The organism is Kitasatospora sp. NPDC058046, from assembly GCF_042885595.1.
Taxonomy (GTDB): domain Bacteria; phylum Actinomycetota; class Actinomycetes; order Streptomycetales; family Streptomycetaceae; genus Kitasatospora.
In genome coordinates this window covers 349,125-370,127 of sequence record NZ_JBHVRS010000001.1, presented here as the reverse complement: position 1 = coordinate 370,127, position 21,003 = coordinate 349,125, and the positions used below count along the sequence as shown (strand labels likewise).

At 71.2% G+C, this 21,003-nt stretch carries 21 protein-coding genes; 17 read left to right on the top strand and 4 right to left on the bottom strand.

From position 1 onward, the window contains the following. Positions 1–75 precede the first annotated feature (75 nt). From ACFVU7_RS01720 to ACFVU7_RS01645, 16 genes are all read left to right on the top strand, one after another. Positions 76–624 (top strand): hypothetical protein, encoded by a 549-nt coding sequence (locus ACFVU7_RS01720; protein WP_045700690.1) that lies wholly within the window; start codon positions 76–78, stop codon positions 622–624. Further along, positions 621–1,301 (top strand): hypothetical protein, encoded by a 681-nt coding sequence (locus ACFVU7_RS01715; RefSeq protein ID WP_388043735.1) that lies wholly within the window; start codon positions 621–623, stop codon positions 1,299–1,301. The genes ACFVU7_RS01720 and ACFVU7_RS01715 overlap by 4 nt, the downstream gene beginning before the upstream one ends. 192 nt (positions 1,302–1,493) lie before the next feature. Further along, positions 1,494–1,697 (top strand): hypothetical protein, encoded by a 204-nt coding sequence (locus ACFVU7_RS01710; RefSeq protein ID WP_388043732.1) that lies wholly within the window; start codon positions 1,494–1,496, stop codon positions 1,695–1,697. Further along, positions 1,697–2,395, top strand: coding sequence for a Fic/DOC family protein (locus ACFVU7_RS01705; RefSeq protein WP_388043731.1), 699 nt, complete (start codon positions 1,697–1,699; stop codon positions 2,393–2,395). Before ACFVU7_RS01710 ends, ACFVU7_RS01705 begins: the two co-directional genes overlap by 1 nt. 548 nt (positions 2,396–2,943) lie before the next feature. Next, positions 2,944–3,444, top strand: coding sequence for a single-stranded DNA-binding protein (gene ssb / locus ACFVU7_RS01700; RefSeq protein ID WP_388043729.1), 501 nt, complete (start codon positions 2,944–2,946; stop codon positions 3,442–3,444). Positions 3,445–3,578: 134 nt separating this feature from the next. After that, a complete protein-coding gene (locus ACFVU7_RS01695) occupies positions 3,579–3,857 on the top strand; it encodes a hypothetical protein (protein WP_388043727.1) in 279 nt (92 codons plus the stop codon). A 428-nt stretch (positions 3,858–4,285) separates the two neighbouring features. Next, positions 4,286–4,729, top strand: a complete 444-nt coding sequence (locus tag ACFVU7_RS01690; protein ID WP_388043725.1) for a hypothetical protein — start codon at positions 4,286–4,288, stop codon at positions 4,727–4,729. A gap of 60 nt (positions 4,730–4,789) precedes the next feature. After that, a complete protein-coding gene (locus ACFVU7_RS01685) occupies positions 4,790–5,332 on the top strand; it encodes a hypothetical protein (RefSeq protein WP_388043724.1) in 543 nt (180 codons plus the stop codon). Positions 5,333–5,434: 102 nt separating this feature from the next. Further along, complete coding sequence (locus ACFVU7_RS01680) at positions 5,435–6,589, top strand: DUF932 domain-containing protein (RefSeq protein ID WP_388043722.1); 1,155 nt, start codon at positions 5,435–5,437, stop codon at positions 6,587–6,589. Positions 6,590–6,674: 85 nt separating this feature from the next. Then, positions 6,675–6,947, top strand: coding sequence for a hypothetical protein (locus ACFVU7_RS01675; RefSeq protein WP_388043721.1), 273 nt, complete (start codon positions 6,675–6,677; stop codon positions 6,945–6,947). 274 nt (positions 6,948–7,221) lie between these two features. Next, positions 7,222–7,734, top strand: a complete 513-nt coding sequence (locus ACFVU7_RS01670) for a hypothetical protein (RefSeq protein ID WP_388043718.1) — start codon at positions 7,222–7,224, stop codon at positions 7,732–7,734. A gap of 84 nt (positions 7,735–7,818) precedes the next feature. Then, positions 7,819–8,319: a hypothetical protein gene (locus ACFVU7_RS01665; RefSeq protein ID WP_388043716.1), complete on the top strand. Its 501-nt coding sequence runs from the start codon at positions 7,819–7,821 to the stop codon at positions 8,317–8,319. Between the two features lie 81 nt (positions 8,320–8,400). Beyond that, complete coding sequence (locus ACFVU7_RS01660; RefSeq protein WP_388043714.1) at positions 8,401–9,381, top strand: DUF2637 domain-containing protein; 981 nt, start codon at positions 8,401–8,403, stop codon at positions 9,379–9,381. Beyond that, a complete protein-coding gene (locus ACFVU7_RS01655; RefSeq protein WP_388043712.1) occupies positions 9,344–10,192 on the top strand; it encodes a phosphoadenosine phosphosulfate reductase family protein in 849 nt (282 codons plus the stop codon). The genes ACFVU7_RS01660 and ACFVU7_RS01655 overlap by 38 nt, the downstream gene beginning before the upstream one ends. Continuing rightward, entirely contained in the window at positions 10,189–11,394 is a 1,206-nt protein-coding gene (locus ACFVU7_RS01650) for a hypothetical protein (RefSeq protein ID WP_388043710.1), read from the top strand. Before ACFVU7_RS01655 ends, ACFVU7_RS01650 begins: the two co-directional genes overlap by 4 nt. Positions 11,395–11,586: 192 nt before the next feature. Next, entirely contained in the window at positions 11,587–12,579 is a 993-nt protein-coding gene (locus tag ACFVU7_RS01645; RefSeq protein ID WP_388043708.1) for a hypothetical protein, read from the top strand. A gap of 101 nt (positions 12,580–12,680) precedes the next feature. On the opposite strand, the gene ACFVU7_RS01640 is transcribed toward ACFVU7_RS01645, so the two are convergent. After that, the gene (locus ACFVU7_RS01640) at positions 12,681–13,142 is read right to left on the bottom strand and encodes a hypothetical protein (RefSeq protein ID WP_388043707.1); all 462 of its coding nucleotides are present in this window, start codon (positions 13,140–13,142) and stop codon (positions 12,681–12,683) included. A gap of 316 nt (positions 13,143–13,458) precedes the next feature. Here ACFVU7_RS01640 and mobF point away from each other — a divergent pair, with 316 nt between their 5' ends. Further along, a complete protein-coding gene (gene mobF / locus ACFVU7_RS01635; RefSeq protein ID WP_388043705.1) occupies positions 13,459–18,483 on the top strand; it encodes a MobF family relaxase in 5,025 nt (1,674 codons plus the stop codon). Between the two features lie 46 nt (positions 18,484–18,529). Here mobF and ACFVU7_RS01630 read toward each other — a convergent pair whose 3' ends face one another. The 3 genes from ACFVU7_RS01630 to ACFVU7_RS01620 form a co-directional block, all read right to left on the bottom strand. Next, positions 18,530–18,787 (bottom strand): hypothetical protein, encoded by a 258-nt coding sequence (locus ACFVU7_RS01630; protein ID WP_387926664.1) that lies wholly within the window; start codon positions 18,785–18,787, stop codon positions 18,530–18,532. Positions 18,788–18,868: 81 nt separating this feature from the next. After that, positions 18,869–19,723, bottom strand: coding sequence for a hypothetical protein (locus ACFVU7_RS01625; RefSeq protein WP_388043703.1), 855 nt, complete (start codon positions 19,721–19,723; stop codon positions 18,869–18,871). A 365-nt stretch (positions 19,724–20,088) separates the two neighbouring features. After that, complete coding sequence (locus ACFVU7_RS01620; protein ID WP_387926668.1) at positions 20,089–21,000, bottom strand: helix-turn-helix domain-containing protein; 912 nt, start codon at positions 20,998–21,000, stop codon at positions 20,089–20,091. Positions 21,001–21,003: the final 3 nt, after the last annotated feature.

Genomic DNA, 21,003 nt, shown 5'->3' with positions numbered 1-21,003 from the left:
CCACGCCGGGGGTGTCCGATGGCACCGGACACCCCCGGCTCTCGGAGACCACACCACCAAGGCCGGAGGCCCCGCATGCTGTACCTCGCTACCACCGACGACCCGCCGCCCATCGTCCGAACCGATCTTGCCGTGCACCTCGCCGGTCGCCACGAGGCGCACGCCGTACTGATCGCCCGAACGATCCTGATGACCATGCCCTCCGCCCGCATCCGCCTGGCCCACCCGCAGCCCGCCTACGAGGCGTACAAGGCGTGGTCGCGCGCTGCCGCTCAGGCCGCCGCCCTGTTCGCGGGGGTACGGTCTGGCGTCGTTCCGGAGCCCGAGGGCCTGATTTCCGGGCACCTGCGCTTTGACGCCCCGGTCCGCCCGCCAGTCGTGGAGGCGCTGCCCGCGAAGCTCAGCCCCACCCGCGCGCCGCAGCTGCGCGTCAGCATCGGCGGGCTCCTGACGATCGTCACCGACATGGACGCCGTCACCAGCCAGCTCAACCTCTGGACCACGGCCTACCGGCACGCCGCGCGCCGGTGGGGCAACCTCCCCGACATCGAGGAGCTGGCCGCCGGGAAGGTGCCGATCTTCGAGGACGCCGAGGCCCCCGCGCTCACCCGGGCGGCGGCATGAACAGCGCCCGGCCGGTCGGCCCGCAGTACGTCACCCTGGTCACCGAAGGCGGCTACCGGATGCACGCCACCATCACTCTGGACTGGGAACACGGGGCCGCCCTGTACCGCGTCGCGGAGCTGGGCGGCACCATCACCGTGGGGTGGCAGCCGGGCCACTATTACCTGGACTGCTGCTCTGGCACCGCCATCGAGATCACGTATGGCAAGCCGACGCCGAGCCCGTTCACCGAGCACTTTGAGGACGCGCCGACCGTCTACGGAGTCCAGTTGGCCCAACAAGCGGTCTTCCACCCCGAGTCGATGAGCCCGGCTAGTCACAGGTGGTTGGTCGTCCGGCGGGAGATCGGCGGCCACTACAGTCCCAGCGCCCCGGAAGGCACCCAGCGCAGGACCGCCGCCATCGTCTACGCGATCACACGGCACATGCTCTCCCGCCCGTGGGCGGCCGAGCTGCGCCGGGCCCACGACGAGCAGCACGCACCCGCCCGCCATCGCCACCACCAGGACGCCGTCAGGAAGTTGGAGGGTGAGGTGGCCCAGCTCCAGGAGCAGTTGACCCGGGAGCGGGAACGGGCGGCGGCCCAGTCTGTCGTGATCGAGAAGGCTGAAACCGGCGAGGGCCGCGTGACAGCGCTGCCTCAGCCGGTGGCGGAGGCCGAGCCGATCGCCGCCTGACCCGGCCGCCCGGACCGGCGGCCGGCACCGAGGGGGAGGGGCATCGAGCCCCTCCCCCTCGCGCGCGCCCGCCGACCGGGGCCGGCCGTCTGCCGCGCCCGTCCCGAGCGCCGGTGTGCCGGTCAGCGCCGGGCACGTACGCTGATGAGAACCACCCGCGCCCGCCCCGCGCGGAGACGAGGAGCAACACCGATGCACGACCCCGACACCCCGGAGAGCCGCCGCCGCGCGTTGTCCTCCGCACTGGGCTCGGTCCAGGCGGAGGGACTCACCCCCACGGCGGCCTACGACGCCGACGCGGAGGAGTACGCCGCCGGAACGATCTCCGCCGACGAACTGGTGGCCCGCGCCGAGGCCCGCCACCGCGCCCCGGGCACCGAGCAGCCGGCCCCCTGATGGCCGACCCGTACGCCGACCCGGACAGCGGCGTTCTGCGGAACACGCTCGGCATCACCGACCACCAGGCCCTCGCCACCGCCGAGGCCGACATCACCGCCGCCCGCCTCACCCGCCTCGCCCAGAAGCCGATCCCCGGCACCTACGACCTGGCGCACCTCCAGGCGTTCCACCGGGAGGTCTTCGGCAGCATCTACCCGTGGGCTGGCCAGATCCGCAGCATCGAGATCGCCAAGGACAACACCCAGTTCTGCCTCGTCCGCATGATCCCCGACTTCGCGAACGACACCTTCGGCCGTCTCGCCCGCCGCCAGAACCACCTGCGCGGCCTCGACCGCGACAGCTTCCTCGCCGGCCTGGCCGACCTGTACGGCGACGTCAACGCCTTGCATCCGTTCAGGGAGGGCAACGGCAGGGCACAGCGGGCGTACCTCGGCCAGCTAGCTGCCGACGCTGGACACCCGATCGACTGGACCCGCCTCGACCCCGACCGCAACACGCTCGCGTCCATCGCCAGTTTCAACGGCAACTCCGGCCCGTTGCGGTCGATGCTCTCGGACCTCACCGTCGACCAGCCGGCACCAAGGACCCGAGCAGCAACCGCGAGCAGCGCGACCGTCAGGGCAACTCCGACGCCGACACCGGTGATCCAGCCACCAGCCATCCAGCCGTCCAACCAGCCGACCATCCGGCGCTGACCCCGGAAACGAGGGCGGCCGGTGGACACCCCCGCGGAAGCGGGTTGGCACGGTCCACCGGCCAGAGACCACAGCACCCCCCGCGAACGGGTGGAGCATGCGGACTACCAGGGTAGAGCACCGGCCGAAGCGCCCGAGTGCTCGACGGCGAACCGGGCGGGATTCGGTCGCGCCTTCGGCGCGGCTGCTTTTTCTGGTCCGGGCGCCCCGCTGCGCGGTTCCCCCGGCCCCCCTTCGCGGCCCAGTATCCGGAGCCGGCCGCCCGCCTCAAGGGCGCTTCGCGTGGCTTCGCCACCGGCCTTCGGCCGGCCCTTGACCCGGACGGCCTCTTTGCCCCGGACCCCAGGCAGCTGTCGGGGGGACGGGGGAGGTACGCCCTCGTAACTGACGGCCCGTCACCCGTCTTTCCCGGGGTGGGGGAGTCCCGTCCCTGAACTTGCTTGAAAACCCTCTTTGGTGTATTCTTATCTTGTTGGTCGGGGAGGGCACCCCCGACCGGCGGACCGAGACCACGGCGCCCGTACCGAACCTCAAGAGGAGCAGCGACTATGGCAGGCGAGACCAAGATCACCCTCATCGGCAACCTCGCGGACAATCCGACCCTCCAGTACACGGACGGCGGTGCGGCGGTGGTCAACATGACCGTCATCGCGAACGAGAAGGTGTACGACAGCGCGACCCGCGCATGGCGGGACGGCGACTCCCTGTCCATGCCGTGTGTCGCTTGGCGCGGCTACGCCGAGAACATCGCAGCGAGCCTGACCAAGGGCGCCCGCGTGATCGTCACCGGCACGCTCAAGCAGCGCTCGTACCAGCCCGCAGACGGGCCCCGCCGCAGCTTCACCGAGCTGCTGATCGACGAGGTCGGCCCGAGCCTGCGCTTCGCCACCGCCGAGGTCACCAAGGCGTCCGGCAAGCGCCCCGCCCTCCAGCAGGCCGCCCTCCAGCAGGCCGCCCCCCAGCAGGCCGCGCCCGCCGCGACGTGGCCGCCCCGTCCCACTACCCCGCCCGCCACCAACCCCTGGCCGACTCCGGCCATGGCGGGATGATCAGCCGGGCCGGGCAGCGCTAAGCCGCCCGGCCCGCCGAACCCAGGCACCGAAAGGCCCCAACCGCCCGATCCTGGTCCCCGCCATCGCTTCCTAGGCCCCCTGCCAGTCCGGCCGAATCGAGGAGCCTCCTCATGTTCACCGATGGTCCCGAGCGGAGCACCGCCGACGAGGCGGCCCGCGCGCTGCTCGCCGCCCACGCCTTCGCCGCCGCTACACCTGGCGCCTACCAGTGCGAGCCCACGATCTCGGAGGCCATGTCCCTGGTCGTCTGCGACCTGATCACCGCACTGCTCCACCTCGCCGACGCCACCAGCGTTCAGGGCGACCGCCAGGAGCTGACGTACGGCGCGTACCTGCGGTACCGCGAGGAAGCCGCTTACGAGAGGATCGCCGAACTCGACCCGTTCTGAGTCCAGTTCCCCGTCCCCGTCCTCGGTGGTTGTTGCTGCCGGGGGCGGGCGGGATTCGGTCGCGCCTTCGGCGCGGCTGCTTTTTCTGGTCCGGGCGCCCCGCTGCGCGGTTCCCCCGGCCCCCCTTCGCGGCCCAGTATCCGGAGCCGGCCGCCCGCCTCAAGGGCGCTTCGCGTGGCTTCGCCACCGGCCTTCGGCCGGCCCTTGACCCGGACGGCCTCTTTGCCCCGGACCCCAGGCAGCTGTCGGGGGGACGGGGAAGGTGCGCCCTCGTAACTGACGGCCCGTCACCCGTCTTTCCCGGGGTGGGGAGTCCTGTCCCTGAACTTGCCTGAAAACCCTCTTTAGTGTATTCTTATCTTGTTGGTCGGGGAGGGCAACCCCGACCGGCAGCCCACGAGGAACTGACTGAAAGGTGCCACCTAAGCATGATCGACCTGATGCGCCTCCGGGAGATCAACGAGGCCAAGCGGGCCGAGTGCGGCCATGCCGAAGGGGCTGGCTGTGGTCGGTGCTGGCTCACCCCCGAAGCGATCACCGAACTCCCCTACGCCGAACGCCTGGCCGCCGCCGTTGAACTCGACCACATGCTTACCGAGATCGGCATCCCCCGCGCGCCCCGTACGGTCGTGATCGTCCACTCCGCGCGGACCTACGCCGTCCAGATCATGTGCGAAGAGCTGGGCACCTGGGAGCTGCGCGTCCCCGCGTCCGGCGAGGAGTACGCGCTGTATCGCGGGGCGATCTACGCCGCGCCCGCCGCGCAGGTCCGTGACGAGAAGGTGCCCACGTGGACCCGGGGCGGCGACGATCCCGCTGCCGTCGCCCGCAGCTTCGCGGGCCTGCTCTGGGCGTCCGGCCTCCGTAACTGACCCTCCACACGGCCCGGCGAGCCGCCGGGCCGTGGCCTGCCCTCGCTCGAAGGAAGATGCATGAAGATCATCGACGTCCACTACGATCTCACCGTTGATCGTCCGGCCCGCTCCCGTGAGGTCCTCGCCGTCCTGTCCGCCATCGGGTCGCGCTTCGACGACGCCGCCGCCGTCGTCCGGGAGGTGGCCCCGGAGGAGCTTGCGCAACTGCCCTCCGTCCCATCGCTCGCAGTCGCCGACTGGGAGCAGGCGTGCCGCGCGCTGGTCGCGCTCGACGCCTTCCTGGCGGGCGCTCAGGCCAGGGTCTCGGCTGTGCGCGAGGGCGGAAGGCTCACGGTTCCGTGGCAGTTGCGCCTGGCGTTCGTGTGCTCCCTCGACACCATCGGCAGGGCGTGGCGAAACGCCTACCTGCCCGGCGCGCACTACGTGGTCAGCCCCGAACTTCCGGTGCGGCCCGGCCTGCGCGCGGCGGTCGCGTGGGAGTCGGGTGCCGGGGAGGCTATCGCCTGCACCCGGCGTTGGTCGGCGGCCGTCACCGTGTCCGTCTTTCGAGAGATGTCGGACATGGTGGACGAGGTGACCAGGCGTCCGCATGTCCAGTGACTTGCCTAAAAACCCTTTTTGATGTATTCTTGTCTTGTTGGTCGGGGAGGGCAACCCTGGCCAGCGGCCCACGATTTGACCACATGCGAAGGGACCTCACACATGACCATCTCCCTGGCCAAGACCTCCACCCGTAACGCCAGTCTGCGCGAGATCGTGGACATCCTGCGGGAGCAGCAGCCCCGCAAGGCCGACATCATCACCCCGGCGCAGAACATCCGCGCCGAAGGTGGCCGACTGATCGTGGACGGCAGCGACTACGAGTACGACATCACCCCTGACGGGGTCACCCGCAAGGCCACCGAGCTTCGCCTCACCGGCGTCGCCGAGGCAGGGCTGGCCGAGAAGCTGGGCATCCCGGTGGGCTACCTGCGCAAGACCCGCGTCGAGGCCCCGGAGCTGTGGGATCAGAACGTCAATGGCTGGCTCACGCACGAGAGCCGCGAGGCCAAGAGCTACATGATCCGTACGCTCCGGCCCGGCCAGGGGGAGGACGCTGGTACGGCCCGCGCGTTCCTGAGCGCGAGCTACCGGATCATCGACAACCTGGACATCCTGACCGCCGCGCTCCGGGGCGTCTGCGACGCGGGTGTTCAGGTCCGCCTGGACAGCTGTGACCTCACCGACCAGAAGATGTACGTCCGGGTTGTCGCCGACGAAGTCCGCGCCTACGCCCCGGAGCTGCTGCGCAACTACCGCTCCCCGTTCACCGAGGCGCGCGGCAGCGACAACCCGACCGTCTTCGCCGGGTTCGAGATCAGCAACAGTGAGACCGGGTGCGGGGCGTTCACGATCGTGCCCCGGCTGGTCGTCCAGGTCTGCGACAACGGCATGACCATCACCAAGGACGCGATGAAGTCCGTGCACATCGGCGGACGTCAGGCGGACGGAGTGATCCAGTGGAGCGGCACCACCCAGGATCGAACCCTGGATCTGGTCACCTCCCAGACGGCCGACGCCGTGCGCACCTTCCTTGACCGCGACTACATCCTCCGGCAGTTGCGGGACATCGAGGAGAAGGCCGGAGCTCAAATCACGGACCCCGAGAAGGCGATTACCACCGTCAGCCAGCGTCTCCGGTTCTCCGAAGCGGTCCGGGCCGACATCTTCGCCCACTTCATCCGGGGCGCGGACCTGTCCGCCGGTGGCGTCATGCACGCCGTGACCTCCGTCGCCCAGACCCTCCCCGATGCCGACGAGGCTCACGAACTCGAATCGCTCGGCATCCGCGCCATGGAGCTGGCTGCCTCGCTGTGACCGCCCCGCCGCCCGGCCCGAGAGGGCCGGGCGGCTCGCCACGGACCAGCCACCGCAGCCCAGTGCGCCCGAGGGAGAGCCCGCCATGAACACCACCGCCGACCGCCTGCGCGATCTGGTCGCCGAGGTCACCACCTTCGAAGAGGAGTGGGAGGAGGAGCTGCGCGCAGCCCTCCCGACGTACGACCCGGACCGCGACGGATTCCCCGTCGAACCACACGACGAAGTCCGGTACTTCGAGCTGTACGACATCCGCGCCGCCGCCGCCCGGGACCAGCTCCACAGGACGACCATAGGCATCGAGAAGGTCATCAGCGAGCTGACGGAAGCCGAGCCCGAGGCCGACCAGCCCGGTTAATTGGTCCAACCGCCGCCCAGCGCGACGCTGGGCGGCCCACCGGACGGGAGCGCCGAGGAGCGGGGATCGACCCCGCACCTCGGCCCAACCCCTCCCGCCGCTTTCCCATCGCAGCACCAAGCGCCGCACCGCCCGCCGGCCTCTGCCGCCCGTGGCCAGCCGGCACCCGGCTCGGGGCGCCGAGCTGCGGGGATCGACCCCGCACCTCGGCCCAACCCCTCCCGGCCCTCCTGCTGCACACCCTCACCCTTCGCACCACCAGGAGAACCACACCGTGCCGACCCTGCCCCACACCGGGCTCCAGACCCCCGACCAGCCCCGCTACGAGGTCACGGCCTACCGTGAGTTGACGCTTCGGCGCGGCTTCCCGTTCAAGGCCACCCTCAGCCACGGCCGCGTGACGATCGGAAGCGCGGAGAACCACGGCACGGGGGGCGACACCGAGTTCGTCCCCCGCAAGGACTTCAACGCGGCCGACTTCGAGCGCTTCGCCGACGCATGCCGCCTCAACGGCCGTCCCCTCAGCACGTCGTTGCTGCTCGACCTGCTGGTCAAGGAGTACAGCATCGCCCGCGCGCTCCGGGCTCATCTTCGCAACGGCCGCACGATGGTCCGAGAGGTCACCGCAGACCGCACCCGGATCACCGCCAACGCCGTGATGCCCGAGACCGCCGCCGCACGGAAGCAGCTTCTCGAAGCCCTCGGCCAACCCCTCACCCTCGGCGCCGTGACCGAGTTCTGGAACGGCAGCAACTGGGAGCCCCTGACAGGCGCCTCCGACTCCTGAACCGCCTCGGCATGGCCCGGCAACCACCTGGCCGCGCCGAGCCCGGTCAGTACCAAGCCCCCAACTGCCCAGGAGACCAGAAGCATGCCGAAGTACACCGTTCCCGTGGACCACATCACCGTGCACGTGGTGACCGTTTTCGCGGCCACCCCCGAAGCGGCCCAGGCCGAGGCCGGGCGCCTGGTCGCGGCCGACTGGGAGACCCACTTCCACCACGCCGCTGACCTCGTGGTCGGCGATGCCCTCACCCAGGACGAGTGGGCCGCTCAGGAAGCCGAGTGGGCCGCGCTGAAGACGGCCGCCGAGCGCCGCGAACGCGAGGTTCACCCCACCTCGCCCCCGACCCGGCAGCCGGGAGGAAACGTTCCTGCGCTCAAGTGTCGCGCACCCCGCACCGACCACCACGCGGACGACAGCGAGTGCCCGCCCACCCACAAGCACACCAGCAGCGGCAGGCCCCTCACCGAGGGGTGCCCCGGGCGGGCGTACTCCACCGCCGCGTGCACGTGCGGGTGGGCCACCCGCTCCACCACCAAGGACTACGTGGACGAGAGCCGCAAGCGCCACGTCGGCGAGCACCGCTGACATCAGGCCCCGTCAACCGTCGCGGCCCGGAGGGCAACCGGGCCGCGACGACCTCCCACGAACCCGGAAGACCAGCACCACGTGAGCACCCCAACCCACCCCGGCAACAGAGCGCCCTTCCACAACGCCTCCGTCAAGCCGGCACCCACCAGGCTCCACCTCCCGCGCGACGGAGACGCGCTCACTGCGGACATCGTCGTCGGCGTCCTCGGAGTCGCGGCGTTTGCGGTGTCCTTCGCCCACGTCGTCCAAACCGCCGATCGCGCCGGCCAGACCGGTTGGGTGGCGTACGCCATCGCCGTCTCGGTCGAGTTGATGGCCCTGGGCGCCGTCTCCGAACTGCGCCGCCGCAAGCGCCACGGACACTCCGCCCGCTGGCCCCGGGCCGTCCTGGTCCTCGGCGTCGCCATGAGCCTGGCCGCCAACCTCGCCGTCGCACAGCCCACACCCTGGGGATACGTGATGGCCGCCTGGCCCGCCGTCGCGTTCCTGGCTGCCGCCGGAATCATCGAGTCCCGCTCCACCGACCCGCAGCCCCCAGCCGCACCCTCCGAACCCCGTGAACCGCAGGACAACCCTGCGGGAGAGAACGACGATGACGCCCCCGAGGCCGCCGCGCACCAGGCCCCGGCACCACCGGCGGACGAGCCCCAGCAACCGGAGCCGGCCGAGCCGGACCCCGACGACGAGCAGCCCGACCTGGCTCAGCCGCCCCAGCGGCGGCCGACTCAGCTGAGCGTCATGACCGAGCTGCTCGCCGCGATGATGGCCGACCCGCAGTGGAAGCCCGATTACGACGCGCTGACCCGTACGACCGGCTATGGCCGGTCCTGGTGCGAGAAGCGAGTCGGCGAGGCCCGCAAGCTCCATCGGGGCCGTGCGGAACCCTCCGTCTCCCAGGAGGCCGCCGCCCGTACGGACGCGCCGAAGCCCCTCAGCCCGGTCCGTACGCCCCGCGACGCCGACGACCAGCCCGTACCCCCCACCTCCCAGCCCGCACCGAACCCGTACAAGGAACCCGCACGTGAGCACCACCCTCCACATACCGCCGCAGCTGCGTGACGCCGACGCGTACGTGCTGAACAACAGCGCGGGCAAGGACAGCGCCGCGATGCTCCACCTGTGGGCGACCACCGCCACCGAGGAGATGCTGGAACGCACCGTCGTGCTCCACCTCGACCTCGGCGAAGCCGAATGGGACGGCGTGCCGGCCCTCGCCGCCCGCCAGGCCGCCGCGTACGGGCTGCCCTTCGAGGTCCGCCGCCGCGAGCGCGGCGGACTGCTCGACCTCGTCCGGTCCCGCGGCCGGTGGCCCGGACCGGGCACCCCCTTCTGCCGCTCGTACTTGAAGCGAGACGTAGCCAGGAAGTTCTACACCGAGCTGACCGCCCGGCTCGAAGTCACCGGCCGCCCCGCGCACATCGTCACCTCGCTCGGGCTGCGCGCCGACGAGAGCACCGTACGGGCTCGCCGCCCCACCCTCAGCACGGACCGTGCCGCCAGCTCAGGCCGGCGCCAGATCACCACCTGGCTGCCCATCCACCGACTCAGCACCGACGACGTGTGGAAGACCGTTCGGGCCAGCGGCATCCCGCCCCACCCCGCCTACCAGCACCTGCCCCGCCTGAGCTGCCGCCTGTGCCCGTTCGCCGGACGCGCCCAGCTCATCACCGCCGCACGGATGGCCCCCGACACCGCACTCGACTACGTCCTCGTCGAAGACGAGATCGGCCAGCCCTTCCGCCGCGACCTGTCGATGGAACAGATCATCACCGCCGCCGAGCGTACGGATGCCGATCCCGTACGCCCCCTGCGCCCGTACGGGGCATCATCCTGCACCGTGGGGGAGCGTACGGAGGGGTGTGCCGCATGACCCGTACCGGCCACGCCCCTGCGGACGCTGACCTCCCCGTCGTGCTGAGCTACGGCATGGGCCTGGACAGCACTGCCGTCCTCGCCCGCTGGCTCACCGAGCCGGCCAGTCGGGACTTCCCTCTGGACCGGCTGACCGTGCTCACCGCGATGACCGGCGACGAGCCGGACGTGACTCGCCGCCTCACCGAGGAACACCTGCTGCCGCTGCTGCGTGGCACCGGTACGCGCCTCGTCCAGATCAGCCGCACCAGCCAGCGCGGCGGGTACACCGTGCTGGACGACTCCCGAACCCCGCTCCGGCTGATCATGAAGGGGCCGTGGCGCCTGTCCGACGAGCTGCGCGCCAGCGGCACCGTCCCGCAGCTCGCGGCCAAACGTCGGCTATGCAGTTTGCACGCGAAGGGCCACGTACTCGACGGGTGGCTCGGCGACGAGTTCGACGGCCGACCCTTCCGGCACGTCCTCGGCTTCGCCACCGAGGAACTGCGCCGAGCCGAGCGCGACGAGGGGTTCACCGCCACCGGCCGCCGTCCCGAGTACCCGCTGATCAACGACTGGGGGTGGGACCGCCAGCAGTGCGCGCAGTACCTGCTCGACCTCTTCGGGGAGCCCTGGTCGAGGTCCGCGTGCGGCTACTGCCCCTTCTCGGCGGGCCACCGAGGTCGGGCCGAGCTGATCGAACGCTGGCGGGCGGAGCCGGCCATCGGCGCTCAAGCCCTCGCCCTGGAGTTCACCGCCATGGCCCTCAACCCGCGCTCGAAGCTCTACGGCAGCGTCGCAGCCCAGGACCTCGCCCGCTCCCACGGGCTGACCGACGTCCTCGCCCGGTTCGAGGAGGACCTTCGACGGCAACGGTGGAGCGTCTACGAGGTCCGCCGCATCGTCCACCCCCGCCGCGACGACCCCGCGGCCAAGGGCGCGGCGTGGCGCAGCGTCCGTACGGTGTTCACCGGGAACCACGACGACGCCCAGCACATGCTCCGCGCCACCTCCGCCGGAACCGTGGTCACCGACGAGTACGGCATCACCAGGGCCGAGATCATCCCGCGCACCATCGGCTACCCGGCCATCGAGAAGGCGCTCGCCCTCGCACCGGCCGGCGTTCTCGACAAAGAGCGGCCCGCCTTCGGCGCCTGGTGGGAGCGACTGCACCACCAGACCGCGCCCGGAACCCGGCGCTCGGTCACCCTTGCGGCGTGACCCGAACGGAAGCCGGGGGCCAGCAGCACGGCCGAAGCCGTGCCGACCTCTCGGGTCGGCTGGGCAAGCTGTCTGGCCCCCTCCCACGAGAAGACCGATCCCGGAAGACGGCTACCTCGCGCAGGTAGATTAGTGCATGTCGGAACAGGGAGGCCGTCACTCCCGCCGGCCTACCCGAAGGAGACCTAGCCGATGGCCCCCGTGACGCTTGCCGAGCGGTTGGCCGCTGCCCCGTCCGACAGCCTCAGCGTCGCCGACATCGCCAGCGCGACCGGCCTGTCCGAGTTCACCGTCCGCCGCCTGATCAAGGACCCGCAGTGGCCGGAGGGCACCGGGCTGGAGGACGCAGGTGAGCAGCGGTTCGCGCGCGATGCCTGCGTGAAGTGGATGCGAGCCCACCAGGCCGCCCGGGTCGACGTCACCGAGTTGCCCGGGGCGGACACCGACCGGGTCACCATCACCGACATCGCGGATCGAACCGGCATCGCTCGCGGCACGCTGAGCCCGATGCGCACGCACTACAAGGACAGCAGCGACCCGTTCCCGGTCGGCGATGCCCTGGGCACGTACAACTGGGGCGAGGTCAAGGCGTGGCTCAGCCGACGCCACCGCCGCACCGGTCCCCGAGGTACCGTCGAACCCCCGGTCACGACGGAGAAGCCGGCCACCACGCCGACGTCAGACGTGCTCACCACCGCCGCCATCGAACGGCTCACCGGCCGGGGCAAGGAAGCTGTCAAGACCCTGGTCCGCCGCCCCGAGATCGCTGATCTCAGCAGCGGCAAGGTGGGCCGCTCGCGGGTGTGGCCTGCCGCCGCCCTGCTGCCGGTCCTCTGGCGTCTCGGCTACCTGCCCGAGTCGGGTCCGCTCTCCCCGGAGCAGACCGCCGTCCTCGTCGAACTCGGGTACCTCCCCGAGACGGGGAAGCCGAGTGCCGAGCAGGCGGCCGTGCTGCGCGATTTCGGCTACGACCAGGAGGGCACCGTCGAACACCGTGCCTGGCTGGTCGGCCCCGTCCGCTCGGCGACCGAGCTGGCCGCCCACTACGGAGTCACTCTCAGCGCGGTGAGCCGGCGACTCAAGCGCGGTCGGGAGACCGGCGACCCACTCTGCCCGACCCCGATCGAAACCGACGAAGGCACGCGGTACGACCCCCGAGCCTTCGACACCTTCTGGCGCAGGTAGCCGGACCTCGACACGACGACGGCGCTGCCGACCATCACGGTCGGCAGCGCCGTCGTCGTTCCTCACCCCGGGCGGCACCCGGCAACGCCCGGACCTTCCGCTCACCCCGGTACCGCTTCGCCGACCTCGACGCTGCCGGAGCCGACCGCCGAGCCCGTCGGCCCGGCCCCTGCCGCAACCTCCGGCCCGGCCCCGCGCCCGCAGTCCCGCAGCGCGGCCGACCCGGCCGACTCCGCCAGGATCGTCCGGACGTCCCCCAGCGCCAGCCCCGTCAGCTCGGCGATCTGATCACGCGGCTCGCCCAGACCGTGGAGCGCGACCACCGCCTCCCGCGCCCGTCGCTCCGGCTCAACCGCAGCCGCCTCCGCGTCCGCCAGGACCTTCGCCGCCCGCGCGCTCGCGCTCGCGCGCAGCTGCTCCGCCCTCCCCGTCTGCTCGTAGAAGTCGGTCAGCGCCGCTTCCACCTGCTTCTCGCGCCGGAGACGCTCCGCGTCCCGCGCTGCCTTCGCCTTCTGCGCCGCCCGAACCGCACTGGCCCGCGACGCCGAAATTCGTCCGTTCATGCCAGCACCATAGCCGCAAAACCGCAGGTGATAAACCCTGTAGATCCTCGCATGATAGGAGTCGATAAAAGTCGAGAAGCCTCGATAGAAAAACCGAGAGGCGAATCACTGAAACTGCTCAGCGAGAGGCTCTGAGCTGGCCATATGCCAGTCAGGCCAAGTCATCCAGACACCTCTTGCAGATATTCTGAGCATGGTCCGCTGCGCGGGGCTAAAGTACTCACATGGCATTTGATGAGGCAGGTGAATCGGCGGCTCGAATAGCCGTTGTGCCTACCCTCATCCGCAACCGGAAAAGCTGGGGGTGGTCGCGTTGATGACCATCCACAAGCTCACCGCTGGCAACGGCTACACCTACCTGACGCGCCAGGTCGCGGGCGGCGACGTACAGCGTCAGCGGGGTCAGTCCGCAGAGGAGTACTACACCCAGAAGGGCAACCCGGCGGGCGTCTGGCTCGGCCGCGGCGCGCCCCTGCTGGAGCTCGACGGCACCACCGTCACCGAGCAGCAGATGAAGCACCTGTTCGGCCTGGGCCAGCACCCGGACGCCCAGCGCATCATCGCCGAGCACCTGGCCGCCAACGTGCGCGCCGACATGGACGATGAGCAGCTCAAGGCCGTCCAGGCCGCCGCGATCAAGGCCGCCACCCTCGGCCGCAAGTACCCCGAGTACGAGCCGCTGGACCCGTTCGCCGAGCGCGTCGAGCGGCGCCTGGCCGTCATCGAGAAGGAGACCCGGCGCACCCCCAGCAGCGCCGAGATCAAGAAGGTCCAGCACGAGGAGTCCCGCCGCCAGCGCGCCGCCGTCGCGGGCTTCGACCTGGTCTTCGCCCCGGTGAAGTCCGCCGCGGTGCTGTGGGCGCTGGACGAGCGCCCGGAGGTCCGCGCCGCCGTCCGCGCAGCCCACGAGGCCGCCCGTGACGCCGCGCTGGAGCTGCTGGAGGAGAACGCCGCGTACACCCGCACCGGCAGCACCGGCCAGGCCCAGATCGACACCAAGGGCCTGGTCGCCGTCGCGTTCGACCACTTCGACTCCCGGGCCGGCGACCCCAACCTCCACACCCACGTCGTCCTCGCCAACAAGATCCAGGGCGTCGACGGGAAGTGGCGCTCGCTGGACGCCCGCGGCCTCCTGGCGATGACGGTCGCCACCTCCGAGTTCTACAACTCGCGGTTCGAGACCGAGCTGACCGCCCGGCTCGGCGTCACCTTCGAGGCCCGTGAGGATTCCGCCACCAAGCGCCAGCCGGTGCGCGAGATCGTCGGCGTCCCCGTCGAGGCGATCACCCACTTCTCCTCCCGCAGGACCGAGATCGAAGCCCGCTACGAGCAGCTCCTTCGGGAGTACCGGCGCGAGCACGGGCACGACCCCTCCCGCGGCATGACCCACCAGCTCGCCCGCCAGGCCAACCTCGACACCCGCGAAGGCAAGAAGGCCGCCCGCTCCCTTGAGGAGATGCGCGCCGACTGGACCCAGACCGTCACCACCGCCCACGGCCAGGACATCGTCCAGCGCGTGATGGCGGCCGTTCCCGCGTCCGAAAGCGCCCCGGCCACTGCCCAGCAGGAGGAGCCGAAGCCGGTCGAGATCCCCACTCTGGCCGCCGCCGTCATCACCGCTGTCGGTGAGGAGCGCGCGGTGTGGACGGTGTGGAACCTGCGCGCCCACGCCGAGCGCCTGGTCCGCTCGGAGCACCCGGCCACCAGCACCGCCGAGCACCAGCAGCTGGTCGAGGCGATCGTCACCGAGGCCGTCTCCCCGGTGCACAGCGTCCGCATCGACGCCCCCGCCCTGCTCACCGAGCCCGAGGAACTGCGCCGGGCCAACGGCGACTCCGTGTTCGTCCAGCACGCCTCCACCCGCTACACCAGCACCGCCATCCTGGACGCCGAACGCCGTCTGGTCACCGCAGCCCTCACCCCCGTCACCGTGGGCCCGAACCCGGCCTTCGTCGGCGCCGCCCTGGACGGCTTCGAGGCCCGGAACCGTGCGCTCGACGAGGGCCAGCGCGCCCTCGTCACCGCGTTCATCACGGACACCCGGATGGTCTCCCTCGGCCTCGGCCCGGCCGGCTCTGGCAAGACCACCGCGATGCAGGCGTACGTCCACGTCGCCAACCAGGCCGGCCAGCGCGTCGTCCCGCTCGCCACTTCCGCAGCCTCCGCCGCCGTCCTCGCCAAGGACCTCAAGCAGCCCGCCGAGAACCTCCACAAGTTCCTCTGGGAGTACACCGGCGGTACGTACATGGGCGAGTTGCTCAGCGGCCGGAACGTGCCCAAGAGCCGGTCCGGCTTCGTCCTGAACCCGGGCGATGTCGTCCTGGTGGACGAGGCCGGGATGGCGGGCACCCTCAACCTGGACAACCTCGTCAAGATCGCCGATCAGCGCGGCGCGACCGTGCGCCTGCTCGGTGACTACCGCCAGCTCAGCAGCGTCGAAGCGGGCGGCGCGCTGCGGCTGATCGCCGCCGAAGCCGGAGCCGTCGAACTCACCACCCTCCACCGGTTCAGCAACAAGACCGAGGCCGCCGCCACCCTCAAGATCCGCACCGGCGACACCGCCGGGCTGGACTTCTACTTCGCCAACCAGCGGGTCGTCAGCGGCTCGCGCACCGCCATGGTCGAGGCCGCGTACGACGGCTGGAAGGCCGACATGCTCGCCGGTCGGACCACCCTGATCAGCGCCCGCACCGGCACCGACGTCACCGCCCTTTCCGCTCGCGCCCGCGAGGACCGCGTGGCCGCCGGTCAGGTCGAGGCGGACGGCGTCCTGCTGCGCGACGGCAACCGCGCGGGACGCGGCGACTGGATCGTCACCCGCGAGAACGACCGCAAGCTCACCACCAACCGAGGCCGCGACTTCCTCAAGAACGGCGACGCCTGGGAGATCCTCAAGCGCCACGAGGACGGCTCGCTGAAGGTTCGCCACCTGGAACACCGCGGACGTCTCACCCTGCCCGCCGAGTACGTCGCCGCCAACGTCCAGCTGCTCTACGCCTCCACCATCACCCGCTCCCAGGGCGGCACCGTCGACACCGCCCACCCCCTGGTCACCGACGACACCACCCGCGAGGAGCTGTACGTCCAGCTCACCCGCGCCCGCCACACGACCACCCTCTACACCGCCACCCACGAACTCCTCCCGTTCGACACCGACGAGCAGCTCGACCGGCCCAAGAACGACCCCGACTCCTTCGCCGCCCGCGAGGTCCTGGAGCGCGTTCTGGGCCGCGAGGGCGCCCAGCTCTCCGCCACCGAGACCATCCGCAACGCCCAGGAGGACGCCGTCTCCCTGGCCACCCTGGTACCCCGGCACCAGCACGCCACCGAGACCCTGACCACCCCCTACTACCACCAGCTCATCCACCGACTCCTCGGCCCCGCCCTCGCCGAACAGATCACCGCCGACGACGCGATGACCGCCGTCACCCGCGCGCTGCGCAACGCCGAAACCATGGGCTGGCAGCCCGAGCGGCTGATCGCCGCCGCCACCTGGCGCGGCGACCTGACCCCCGCCGACTCCCCGGCCCAGGCCCTCGCCTGGCGCCTGAACACCATCACCAACTCCCGCCCCGCCCCCGCCCACCTCAACGCCCCCACCACCGCCGACACCACCCGCTACGCCGCCCTGGTCGCGCAGCTCACCAGCCTGCCCGCCCACCGCTTCGACCCCGAGACCGCGACCACCGAACCGGCCTCCCTGCGCATCGCGCCCGCCGCCGCCCAGGCCCCCGACGCACACCCGCACGTCTCCGCCGACACCCTCAACCGCTACGCCGCCACCACCGCCACCGCGCTCAACACCACCACCGACAAGGTCACGGCCCACCCGCAGTGGCCCCACCTCGCCGGCGCCCTGGCCGCCGCCGAACGCACTGGGCGCGACACCACCAACCTGCTCACCACCGCCACCGCCCAGGCCATCGGCACCAGCGACCTGGTCACCGCCCTGACCCGCGCCGCCCGCACCACCCTGGCCGAAGACGGCATCCCCGAGAACCACCAGCAGGCCCCCGAAGCCCTCCGCCACCAGGCCCTCGCCGCCACCGTCCTCGGCGACGCGCATTTCACCCGCGCCCGCAACGAGGACAGCTGGCCCGCTCTCACCGCCGCCCTGCGCCGCGCCGAGACCACCGGCCACGAACCCGCCGCCCTGCTGCGCCAGGCAGCCGAGCGCCGCTCGCTCACCGGCGTCGACAGCCTCAGCCAGGTCCTCGCCTGGCGCATCGGCCGCCAGCTCGCCGCCAACGCCCCGGCCACCGCTGAGCAGCAGAGCGACCGCGCCGAAGCGGAGCTGTGGCGCACCCTCGCCTGGAACCTCAAGGCGATCGAGAACACCGGTACCACCGCGGAGACCGCCCTCTCCGAGGTGACCGGCCGCACCGCCCTGCCCGAACTGCTCCAGCACACCCAGCGGCAGGTGCTCGCCCACACCCGCGCCGCCTCCGGCCGCGCCGACCTCCCCGCCTGGATCAGTGCCGTCCCGCGCTCCACCGCCGCGAACCCGCTTCACCACGAATACCTCACCGACAGCGCCGCCCTGATCGCCAACCGGCTCTCGGTGCTCGCCGACCGCACCGTGGAGCACCGTCCGGAGTGGAGCCGGACCCTGGGCGAAGCCCCGACCGACCCCACCCAGCGTGCCCAGTGGCAGCAGCACCTCGCCGTCGTCGCCGCCTACCGCGACCAGTACCGGGTCACCGACGACAACGCGATCCAGCCCGCCGGTCCCTACATCGAGGAAGGCCGTACCGGCCACGACGCCTACTGGCAGGCCACCGCGGCAGCCCTCGCTGCCCGCCGGACCGCCGCCGCGCCGGTCGGCCCGGCGAGCAGCACCGGGAACACCGACCAGCAGGCCCGCCACCAGCTCACCGCCGACGTCTACCGCGCCCTTCCCGAGGCCGACCAGGCCGAGATCCTGCGCACCGTCGCCACCCGCACCGGCGCCACCTGGCTCGCTAACCTCCCGCGCCTGGACGACGCCGCCCTGGCCCAGCCGTCCGTGGCCGAGCAGGTCACCGCCGTGCTCACCGAGCGCCGCCAGCTGACCGCCGAGGCCACCCAGCCCGAGCAGCCGCAGGCGGAAGAACGACGTCAGCCGACTCTCGCCGAACGCCGCCGCGCCGGCCGCCAGGCCGAGCGCCAGGCCCACCGTGAGCAGCTCCAGCAGCGTGGCGGACAGCCCACCCGAGCTGCCCGGCCCGTACCCGGCCGCCGACCCGAGCCTGTCGAACAGCGTCAGGCTCAGGCCCCAGTCCAGCGCCCCGCCGCGCCGCAGCAGCAAGTCCAGCAGCCGCCGCAGGCTCGCCAGGACCAGCGCGGTCCGCGCATCCGCTGACGATCATGACCGTTCGCGGCCGAGGGTCCCAGGCCCGGTGCCGAGGTCAGAGCCGTCGAAGTGCCCTCTCGCACTCACGGCATCGTCGGTCCTCGAACGCTGCTGGATACCACGGCTCCCCGTAACCGGCCTGGTAGTGCGTGTGCACCAACGGATCGGTGCTGATGCCACAGAGCGTCGTCAGCAGCGGGTCCTCCGGCACCTCAGGATCGCTCGCGGCGGCGTGGACCGACCGGATGAAGACGGGGTCGGCTTCATCCGGGTCGAATCCCTCAAGAACCTCCAGCAGCACCAGTACGCCCATAGCTCGACGGTGCCCGCAGCACCTGGAGAGCGCACGTCGAGCGCCCTCAGTGGGGGTGGCCGAACGCGGCTCGGCGGTCCGCTAGCTGGGCCGCGCCAACTCGATGGCGGCTGGCCCGAGCCTTAGCACGCTGACATCGAGCCCGTCAGGGTCGGAGTCGTGGACGGCGTCGGCGATTCGGATGGCGCTGTTGACCAGAAGATCCCCTACCTGAGCGCAGGACGGCCCCTTTCGCCATGTCAGGCAACGGGTGGTGTTGCTCCGGCGCGCGGGAACGATCTCGGCGGTGTGGGGCCAGTGCCTCCACCAGGTGCTCGCGCGCACCATCAGCCCACTGCGCAACGGCGTACACGGAGTGGGCGCCCAGTGCGGGGAAGCACTCTCCTCTGCATCCGTGAGACCCGAGGTGTGCCAGAACGTGAGGTTCTCCGGGGTCTCGTCGGAGCCGGTTTCCCACCGCAGGCGCGAGTGCATCAAACGCACGGTGCCATGGTGGGATTCGCGCAGTTCGAGACGGCCCTGCGTGGGCAGGTGAAGCAAGTGGACGGCTCGGGCAGAGACACGTTCGATCCGCAGGCCCGGGATGCCGAAGTGCACATGTGAGCCGTCAGCGTAGGTCGCGGTCGTCGGCAGCAGGTAGTGCGCTACCCGTGGAGCCACGCTCACCTGAATCGTCAGCTGGTTTGGTACGGGCATGACCCACTCGTAGTACCCGGCGAGTTCACGGAAGGACCTTCCACCGCGGTGGTCCCACGGGTGAGAACGACCGGAGCTGAACAACAGATTCCACAGAAGGGCCTGGAACCTCTGCTGGCCGGCGTCCTTGGTGTCCAGCTCGATTCGTCCGTTGACCGTTGCCGCCCGCAGCACGTGCTGAGGCACGGACATGAGGGCCAGGTACTGCTTGAGGCGCGCACGGTCGTTGACATGCGGCATTGGAGATCCTCGCTGGCGACAGCCCGGACTGCGCCGCGAAGTGAGACGGTGAAGACGTCTGATGGCACGGCGAATCGCGAGGAGGTTGGGCATCCCACCCGCCGGCTCTCCAGCACAATTCGTCCGGGCGAACGGCCAGCCGTGGACCACCTCCGGGCCCAATAGGAGAGTAGGGGAACCCGTTGCGATCAGCACTTCGCCACGCCGATGCGCCGAGCACCAGCGCGGTGCTGGCAGGGGCCTGGGGATGGCTCTATTCACCGAGAACCACAGCGGTTGCTCGCGGGTTTGGACAGCACTCGACCCGCTGTAGGCATCGAACAACTCATGATTCCGCGTAGCACGGGGCAGCCGGATGGGCGTGGTCAGAGCCGGTCGGAAGTGATGTCCCTTGACGACACGTCGGCGAGTCCGTCTGTGCCTGACGGGTGCTCAGTGGCTGCCCAGGTGGCGAGCAGTCGCAGGGCGTCGTGGTCGGGGGTGCCGGGGGCGGCGCTGTAGGCGGTCAGGGTCAAGCCGGGCTGTGCCGGTAGCTCCATGGCATCGAAGTCCAGGGTGAGGATGCCGATGGCCGGGTGGTGGAACGCCTTCCGGCCGGTGTGGTGCAGGCGCACGTTGTGCTTGGCCCAGGCGGTGCGGAACTCCTCGCTGCGGGTGACGAGCTCGCCGATCAGACCGGTCAGTTCGGTGTCGTGCGGGGCGCGGCCGGCCTCGGTGCGCAGCAGGGCGACGGTGGTGTTGACGCCGGTTTCCCAGTCGGGGAAGAAGTCGCGGCCGGTGGGGGTGAGGAACTGGGCGCGGGCGATGTTGGTGGTCTTCGCGGTGGGGTCGGGGAACAAGGGGGCGTAGAGGGCGCGGCCGAGGGGGTTGGTGGCGAGGATGTCGAGGCGGCCGTTGCGGATGAAGGCCGGGGAGTCGGTCATGGAGGCCAGGACGCGCAGGACGCTGTCCGGGAGGGCTGCGGCGGGGCGGCGGGTGCGGCGGGTGGGGCGTTTGGCGGCGGCTCGGGCGAGGTCGAACAGGTGGGCGCGTTCGGCGTCGTCGAGCTGGAGGGCGTTCGCGACGGCGTCGAGGACTTCATCGGAGGCGCCGGCGAGGTGGCCGCGCTCCAGGCGGATGTAGTAGTCGATGCTGACGCCGGCGAGCAGGGCGACTTCTTCGCGGCGCAGGCCGGGGACGCGCCGGTTGCCGCCGTAGGCGGGCAGCCCGGCCTGCTGCGGGGTGATCTTGGCGCGGCGGGAGGCCAGGAACTCCCGGATGTCGCTCTCGGTGCTCATGCC